General features: G+C 49.6%; 7 protein-coding genes and 1 pseudogene. 7 read left to right on the top strand and 1 reads right to left on the bottom strand.

From position 1 onward, the window contains the following. Together JGK11_RS32865 and JGK11_RS11480 are read left to right on the top strand one after the other, a co-directional pair. On the top strand, positions 1-165 hold a 165-nt coding region (locus JGK11_RS32865; protein WP_366053636.1), incomplete at its 5' end, for a zinc ribbon domain-containing protein. Further along, positions 153-485 carry a hypothetical protein gene (locus JGK11_RS11480; protein ID WP_293211729.1) on the top strand — a complete coding sequence of 111 codons (333 nt, stop codon included), beginning with the start codon at positions 153-155 and terminating at the stop codon, positions 483-485. The genes JGK11_RS32865 and JGK11_RS11480, both read left to right, overlap by 13 nt. A 288-nt stretch (positions 486-773) precedes the next feature. On the opposite strand, the gene JGK11_RS11475 is transcribed toward JGK11_RS11480, so the two are convergent. Continuing rightward, a complete protein-coding gene (locus JGK11_RS11475; protein ID WP_293184582.1) occupies positions 774-911 on the bottom strand; it encodes a hypothetical protein in 138 nt (45 codons plus the stop codon). Positions 912-1,246: 335 nt separating this feature from the next. Here JGK11_RS11475 and JGK11_RS11470 point away from each other — a divergent pair. From JGK11_RS11470 to JGK11_RS11450, 5 genes and pseudogenes are all read left to right on the top strand, one after another. After that, positions 1,247-1,861 (top strand): annotated as a pseudogene (locus JGK11_RS11470) (S8 family serine peptidase); the annotation flags it as partial. Between the two features lie 732 nt (positions 1,862-2,593). Next, on the top strand, positions 2,594-4,582 hold the full coding sequence (locus tag JGK11_RS11465) for a PatA/PatG family cyanobactin maturation protease (RefSeq protein WP_293190747.1): 1,989 nt from the start codon (positions 2,594-2,596) through the stop codon (positions 4,580-4,582). A 96-nt stretch (positions 4,583-4,678) separates the two neighbouring features. Beyond that, the gene (locus JGK11_RS11460) at positions 4,679-4,930 is read left to right on the top strand and encodes a cyanobactin biosynthesis system PatB/AcyB/McaB family protein (protein ID WP_293190745.1); all 252 of its coding nucleotides are present in this window, start codon (positions 4,679-4,681) and stop codon (positions 4,928-4,930) included. A gap of 23 nt (positions 4,931-4,953) precedes the next feature. Continuing rightward, the gene (locus JGK11_RS11455; RefSeq protein ID WP_293211726.1) at positions 4,954-5,715 is read left to right on the top strand and encodes a cyanobactin biosynthesis PatC/TenC/TruC family protein; all 762 of its coding nucleotides are present in this window, start codon (positions 4,954-4,956) and stop codon (positions 5,713-5,715) included. Positions 5,716-5,767: 52 nt separating this feature from the next. Further along, complete coding sequence (locus JGK11_RS11450) at positions 5,768-8,098, top strand: TOMM precursor leader peptide-binding protein (protein WP_293190741.1); 2,331 nt, start codon at positions 5,768-5,770, stop codon at positions 8,096-8,098. Positions 8,099-8,173: the final 75 nt, after the last annotated feature.

Here is an 8,173-nt window from a genome sequence, read left to right as displayed (position 1 = left end):
TTCAAATGTCCGAATTGCCAAACGGTAATTGGGAGAGATTTGAACGGCGCACGTAATATCCTGTTACGTGCTTTGTCGGATTCGACCTGTTCTGTCAGCAATGACGGAATTGCTATCGTTACATCTCCAGCATTGCACAGCTATGTTGAGAAATGTTCAGCGTAAAAGAATCAGTTCGCTATATCTATCAAGAGGAGTCGCCGAGGAAGTCCGAACAGGATGAGCCTGTTGTGCAACTGACTTCTGAGTCGCTGTCTGTGTTGCCGAGGGAGTTGATTGAGAAGCTTTATAAAGCAGCCGCTTGTGGAGACGAGCAAGCGGTAAGGCTGTTAATTGAGCGAATTCCGCTGTCGCAGAAGCAAATTGCTGCGGCTCTGACTAAATTAGTTGACAATATGAGCTTAGATATTATCAGCGATTTGACTCAGAAGTGCATTTCGGCCGATTGTACGATCGCCCAATCCCAAGACAGTTCTCAAAGTTAACTCCCTGTTTAGAACCCGTACCTCATACCATTTTTCTAAAGATCCGATAGAGATCGAACACGACAAGACATTGTAATTTATAGTCACTTTCATGAGAGTAAATTCTCGAAGACACGACAGCAAAGGATCTCTTGCCAAATGCTCCCAACGCCAGCAAGGTGTTAGAAAATCGCTCCACAAAACCATACCAGATTAGCATTATCAAATTATGGTCAGATTTTTCCTTTCTTAGAGTGATGAAAGAGCGTTAGTGGGGTCAAGCAGCGATCGCGAGTGGGACTTGGGCGGTCAGCGCTTCATATTCGGGGAAAGAGTTTGTCTTTGGCGATCGGGAAGCTGCACCAACATCAGCATCAACACGATCGCTAGTACCGCCAACGCCCGAAGCTGTATTGCCAGCACCAACACCACCATCACCCGAAACACCCGCAGCAGAACCCCTCCCCGTTCAATTCACGGAAAGCAGCCTGACTCACTGACTTCAAGTACCCGATAAAGAAGCGACGGTCGGGTTTACCGTTGATATGTCCGTCAAAGAGCTTTCGCGGGACGCGAACTTTCCGCGATCGACGATCGCAGTCTGCTACTTACCCGAGCCAACAAGTATAAATTAATACCCTAAAATTTTTTAAAAAAGGATATGTGTAACAGACAATAAAATTTAACAAAATTTTAAAGAAAACAGGTTTTTTTCAGCGCAAATTAAAGTAATCTATCTGTTGAGGCCGAAAACCAGCCAGACCTAAATATTTTTAGATTAAATGGCCGATACAACCCAAATCCCAGGAATTCAAAGCCTGTGGGAAAAAACGTCTGGTGATTCTCAAATTTGTGTTGCGGTACTTGACGGCTTAGTAGACCGGACTCACCCTTGTTTTGCCGGAGCTGACCTGAAACGACTGCCGACATTAGTCCAGGAAGAAGTCTGTACCACCGGTGCGATGTCTTTGCACGTTACTCACGTTGCCAGCATAATCTTCGGGCAGCACGGCTCGGAGATAGCGGGAATTGCGCCTAAATGTCGGGGATTGATAGTTCCGATCTTTTCCGACAACCATTCTAGAGTGTCTCAGCTAGACATGGCTCGCGCGATCGAAACTGCTGTGAATGCCGGCGCTCACATCATCAACATCAGCGGCGGTCAACTTACCGAAATAGGTGAAGCCGAAGGCTGGCTGGAGAGTGTTGTGGAACTGTGCAGCGACAACAACGTATTAATTGTGGCTGCTGCTGGGAACGACGGCTGCAATTGCTTGCACGTCCCCGCAGCCCTTCCGGCAGTCTTGGCAGTGGGAGCAATGGACGATCTCGGTCGGCCTCTAAACTTCAGCAACTGGGGAGAAACCTACAGCAATCAGGGTATTCTCGCGCCAGGAGGAACTTAGATGTATTTTACGATCGCTCTCTAATTTTTGCGCTAAAAAAATTTATTTGACTATTAATTTTATTAATAGTTGATTTTTTCGCGAGCTATCTATACTATATAAGTTAATATTTTCATTCACACTTTTAGAATAGCTAAAATTCGATGATGAAACAGCCCCGCCCTCTGAAATATGATTTTTATAAATTTTACTTGACAGATTTCAAATGTTACTGTACTGTTGTAAAGGTATAGAGATACCAGTCAAACGGTAAAGTACATCTCAAAAACTTGATAGTCAACTAGATGATCGGATCAAATAAACTTGTGACTAAGATTCTAAGAGTCCGTATATTTGATCGTAAAATCAGTTGTACCGGGTACAAATAAATCTAAAATCCTTATCCTGCTTAGGCTTATCTATTTTAGACTTATCTGTTATTTAGGGAGATGTCTATTAAGTTTGACTCTTGGTAATCCTGAAATATCAGGGCTTTGATAACGATGGATTAACCGTTTTACTTCGTAATTATCCTTGCCATGCAGAACTACTTGATTCTTTTAAAACGATAGTCCGGGCTATTTTTAGATAGCCAAATGGCTTATTTTTTATAACTTTGAGCCACTACGAATAATTAAATCAATTTAATTTTCGTCCCTGACTTGTATTTGATTCAAGAGTTTTATACTTCTAGCCTTGTAAAACTTGTATTATGGTTCCCCTAACTGTTCCGAGTCTTGTTAAATGTTAGATACATTAAGCACCATATCCCAGGGAAATAATAGTATTTGTATTGCCGTTTTGGATGGCCCTGTCGATCGGAATCATCCTTGTTTCCAAGGTGCAGATTTAACTTATTTGCCCACCTTAGTTAGAGGGGAAGCTCAAACTAATGGCAATATGTCCATTCACGGAACTCACGTTGCCAGCATTATTTTTGGGCAACCGGGTAGTTCGGTGCAGGGAATAGCTCCCCGATGTAAGGGAATAATAGTGCCGATCTTTGCCGACGATCGCCGCAAGACATCCCAGCTAGATTTAGCTCGGGGAATCGAGCAAGCGGTCAATGCAGGAGCACACGTTATTAACCTCAGTGGGGGTCAACTGACCGACTTTGGCGAAGCTGATGGGTGGCTGGAAAATGCGGTTCGTCTGTGTCGAGAAAACAACGTCTTGCTCGTTGCAGCGGCTGGAAATAATGGTTGCGATTGCCTGCACGTACCCGCAGCGTTGCCCGCAGTGCTAGCAGTCGGGGCGATGGATGCAAATGGCAAACCCTTGGGATTTAGCAACTGGGGTGAAACCTATCAAAACCAAGGTATTCTTGCCCCCGGCGAGGATATTTTGGGGGCTAAACCCGGTGGTGGCACCGACCGTCTCAGCGGTACGAGCTTTGCCACTCCGATTGTCTCAGGTGTAGCAGCAGTGCTGCTGAGTCTTCAGCGGGAGCGGGGAGAAACCCCCGACCCCCAAAAAGTTCGTCAAATACTGTTGCAGAGTGCTTTACCCTGCGACCCTGACTTGCCAGAAGAAACCAGGCGGTGTCTGACAGGCAAACTGAACATCCCTGGAGCAATAACGTTACTAAAAGGAGGAAATATGGCAGAGAATTTCGCATCAGTGGGTGCATCAGAAGTAGAAGCTACAGGCTGTGGTTGTGATGGCAGCCTGAGCAATACGGGTGAAGCGATCGCCACCGCGCAAGGGCAATCGCCTCAAACCTCGGTTGCAACAGCAGCCACTGCGACTGCTGGGGCTGTCCCCAGCAACACCCCAAACTTGCAAGATTTGATTCAATCGTTTCCCACTGCTACAACCCAACAACCAATGATGCCAAATTTAACTGCTAATTCCGTCACCGCCAGCCAAGCCCCCAGCGAAATCGCTGACATGGGTCAGATTGTCTATGCCCTAGGAACCCTCGGTTACGACTTCGGAACCGAAGCTCGTCGGGACTCGTTCAAACAACTGATGCCCCCTTTTAACTTTGGGACAACGATGGTTCCGGCGAACCCCTACGATGCCCGTCAGATGGTGGACTACCTGGACGCCAATATTTCTGAGGCGCGATCGCTCATTTGGACGCTTAACATTGAACTGACTCCGGTCTATGCGATCGACCCCACTGGTCCCTTCGCAGCCGAATCCTACCGTGCTCTCCACGAACTCCTCGCGGGTCAAATTCAACCAGAAAACGATTCAGAATACGTCGAGCGCGTCAGCATACCAGGCATCTTGACCGGGCGCAAAGTCAAGCTATTTTCCGGTCAAGTTATTCCGGTAATTGAACCCCAAAGCACCCGTGGCATCTACGGCTGGAAAGTCAACAACTTGGTCACTGCCGCGATGGACGCGGTACAAGCTGAAGACGGCACTGCTGACGAAGACCGCATCCGCAAAACCTTAGATGGCTTCCTCAATCGCATCTACTACGACCTCCGCAACTTAGGAACCACATCCCAAGACCGCGCCCTCAATTTCTCTGTCACTAACGCTTTCCAAGCGGCCCAAACCTTCAGCGAAGCGGTTGCTGTGGGCATGGAACTCGACAGCGTTACTGTTGAAAAAAGTCCCTTCTGTCGCATGGATAGCGACTGCTGGGATGTGAAATTGAAATTCTTCGACCCTGAAAACAGCCGTCGTGCCAAGAAGATTTTCCGCTTCACCATTGATGTGAGCGATCTGATTCCTGTTACTTTGGGCGAAGTTCGTTCTTGGTCTTCACCGTACTAAAAGGCGACACAATTTGAGTGAGAGTGCAATCACAAAAAGCACTCTCGCCAAGAGAGCTAAATTTGTTCACCCTATCAATGCGGAGAATCCTCAATCATGCGACTTCCTCTATTGTCTCCCCCAGTCAAACGCCCCCATTTCATCCAGCCTGCGCTGTGCGTAGATGTGGAAAATGGTAATCCCGATGATTTGGTGCATATTCGGATGGATCTGCTTCATGGTGCTAACTATAACGATCCTTCAGCCTATGCCAACCGCAGTTTCAACCAAGTGATGCACTCTAGTGCCAGCCAAAGTGCAGCCAGCCAGGGCTGGGGTGGCTTTGGGGGCATGGGACGATTCTATTAACGAGCCACTAGCCACTAATCACCATGCCTCAGCAAACTGAAATCCTATGGCAAATTGGTCAACCTGGTAAAGGAAGTCAGGAGTTTTCGCAGGTAGGTGGGTGGCACGCTGAATTTACCTATGTTGTTGGGTCAGATAAAGACCCCATTAACCAGCCACAGATGCCATCGCTGCTAGTGGTTCCAGCTTGCAAAACCAAACCGCAGAGGAAGGGAAAGTACCTTTTTTCCACCGACAAACTGAATATCCAATTCACCCTTGGCAAAAACTACAGCACAGGCGAACTTACACTCTTTTACAACTTTTTTGGTTCTCAAGTTGACACCCTTTTGGTTGATGGTGAGCCAGTGACCGAACTCGTCGGGGTCGGGTCAGGCAAGCCAACCAAAACCCAGATTCCTTTGCCAGCCCTCAGCGCCGGGAAACATATCTTGACCCTGACCACCGCTGTTGGTTTGGGAGATGGGGCACACCGGATCGACTACCTCAAGCTAGAGGGGATTGTGGCTTCCCAGCCACCGCAAACCCTCCAAACACCTAAAGAAACTAAGGAAACTAAGGAAACTAAGGAAACTATGGCTAATGAGAAAAAGGAAACGGGTAAGGAGAAAACAGAAGTAACACCCTCTGAGGTCTCCTCCACGCCAGAACAGAAAAAGTCTTACGTGCCGACTTCCCAGACAGGGCTGCAAGATTATTCCTTCTGGTGCGACTACGCCAAGAAGCAAGCCAAGAAGTCAGAAAAACACCCTAAACCCTTCCGCCGGGGCCGCATCTGGGCCTAATCCCTAGCCTGTCTTGTTATCATCGTCCACTTAATGACTGACTGTTCGCTCTATGCAATCCACCACACTGCTCCAAATTAAGCCCCACTTTCATGTCGAGGCGATCGAGCCAAACCAAGTCTACCTCCTTGGCGAACAGAGCAACTACGCCCTCACCGGGCAACTCTACTGCCAAATCGTGCCTCTTTTGAATGGGCAACACACCCGGGAGCAGATTGTCGAAAAATTTGATGGGGCAGTCCCAGCGGAACACATTGACTATGTGCTCGATCGGCTCGCAGAGAAAGGCTACCTCACCGAGGTAGCCCCGGAACTATCCTCGGAAGTGGCAGCATTTTGGAGCGAGTTAGGGATTGCACCCCCCGTAGCAGCCGAGGGGCTACAGCAGCCGGTGACGCTGACAACGGTGGGCGATAACATCAGTGAAGTCACGGTTGCTGCCCTGGCAACTGCCCTGCGGGACATGGGCATTCCGGTGCAAAATTCCGCAGATGCAGATTCTTCAGTGGCGTTGAACATCGTCTTGACCGATGACTATTTGCAGCAGGAACTAGCCGCCATCAACAAGCAGGCTCTGGAGCGCCAGCAAACTTGGCTGCTCGTCAAGCCAGTAGGCAGTGTCCTGTGGTTGGGACCGGTGTTTGTTCCGGGAAAGACGGGGTGTTGGGGCTGTCTTGCCCATCGGCTGCGGGGCAACCGCGAAGTTGAGTCGTCGGTCTTGGTGCAAAAACAAGCCCAGCAGGAGCGCAATGGTCAGCATGGGTCTGTGGCGAGCTGCTTGCCTACGGCACGGGCGACGCTGCCTTCGACCTTGCAAACGGGGTTACAGTTCGCCGCCACCGAGATAGCCAAGTGGATTGTCAAGCAACACGTCAATGCCACTGCGCCGGGAACGGCACGCTTCCCAACCCTCGACGGCAAGGTGATCACCTTCAACCAGACAATTCTGGACTTGAAAAGCCATATCTTGATTAAGCGGCCGCAATGTCCGACCTGTGGTGACCCGGAAATTATGCAGCGACGAGCGTTTGAACCGCTGAAGCTAGAATCGCGCCGCAAGCAGTTCACCCATGATGGTGGTTACCGTACCACCAGCCCAGAACAGACCTTGCAGAAATACGAGCACTTGATCAGCCCTGTTACGGGAGTGGTAACGGAACTGGTGCGGCTCTCTGACCCGACTAATCCCTTGGTACATACCTACCGGGCGGGGCATAGCTTCGGCAGTGCCACCACCCTACGGGGGCTGCGTAATACCCTAAAATACAAGAGTTCTGGCAAAGGTAAGACCGATAGCCAATCCCGAGCTAGTGGTTTGGGCGAGGCGGTGGAACGCTATTCGGGCATCTTTCAGGGAGACGAACCCCGCAAACAGGCAACCCTGGCGCAACTAGGGGACTTGGCAATTCATCCAGAGCAGTGTTTGTACTTTAGCGATGAGCAGTATGCCAATCGGGAGAGCTTGAACGCTGAGGGTTCAGCGGCAGCCTATCGCTGGATTCCCCATTGGTTTGACGCCAGTAAAGCGATCGACTGGACACCAGTGTGGTCGTTGACTGAGCAAAAGCACAAATATGTACCTACTGGCTTTTGCTACTACAACTACCCCATGCCAGACGCTGAGCGCTTCTGTAAGGCGGATTCCAACGGTAATGCAGCAGGCAACACCCTGGAAGAAGCAATCTTGCAAGGGTTTATGGAACTGGTGGAGCGCGATTGTGTAGCTCTGTGGTGGTACAACCGCCTCAGCCGTCCGGGGGTGGACTTGACGAGCTTTGACGAGCCATACTTTGTCCAGTTACAGCAGTTCTACCGGGAACAGAACCGGGAATTATGGGTGCTGGATTTGACTGCTGACTTGGGAATTCCAGCCTTTGCAGGTCTATCTAATCGCACGGTGGGTTCAGAGCGAATAGCTATTGGTTTTGGGGCACATCTCGACCCGAAGATTGCCATTGTTCGTGCCCTCACTGAAGTGAGCCAAGTTGGGCTGGAGCTTGACAAAATTCCTGACGAGCGGATTAAGGGTGAGTCGAGAGACTGGTGGCTAGAAGTGACTCGAGCAAGTCATCCTTGTTTAGTCCCAGATGCATCGCAGCCGCTTAAGACTGCCAATGATTACCCGAACTCTTGGAGTGATGACATCTACACAGATGTGATGAATTGTGTGGAGAGGGCCCAAGCAGTAGGGCTAGAAACACTGGTGTTAGACCAGACGCGACCGGACATTGGCTTGAGCGTGGTCAAAGTGATTGTACCGGGAATGCGAACCTTTTGGTCGCGGTTGGGTCCAGGGCGGCTCTATGATGTGCCGGTGAAGTTGGGATGGCGAACCGTGCCCCTGCCTGAAGCAGAGATGAACCCTACAAATATACCGTTTTAAGTCTTTTTAAAGTTTGCAGGCGACGGCTTCGCTACGTGCCAAATGTCGTCCTAATAGGCTTCTTTCCAAAGAAGA

The organism is Microcoleus sp. PH2017_34_RAT_O_A (genome assembly GCF_020737885.1).
Classification (GTDB): Bacteria; Cyanobacteriota; Cyanobacteriia; order Cyanobacteriales; family Microcoleaceae; genus Microcoleus.
The sequence above is the reverse complement of the archived record's forward strand: the minus strand, read 5'-3'. Positions and strand labels throughout refer to the sequence as shown.

What these genes read in the sequence shown, in the direction of transcription:
- JGK11_RS11480 (WP_293211729.1), top strand. Translation starts at nt 153, where the DNA reads ATGTTCAGCGTAAAAGAATCAGTTCGCTATATCTATCAAGAGGAGTCG.
- JGK11_RS11465 (WP_293190747.1), top strand. Translation starts at nt 2,594, where the DNA reads ATGTTAGATACATTAAGCACCATATCCCAGGGAAATAATAGTATTTGT.
- JGK11_RS11460 (WP_293190745.1), top strand. Translation starts at nt 4,679, where the DNA reads ATGCGACTTCCTCTATTGTCTCCCCCAGTCAAACGCCCCCATTTCATC.
- JGK11_RS11455 (WP_293211726.1), top strand. Translation starts at nt 4,954, where the DNA reads ATGCCTCAGCAAACTGAAATCCTATGGCAAATTGGTCAACCTGGTAAA.
- JGK11_RS11450 (WP_293190741.1), top strand. Translation starts at nt 5,768, where the DNA reads ATGCAATCCACCACACTGCTCCAAATTAAGCCCCACTTTCATGTCGAG.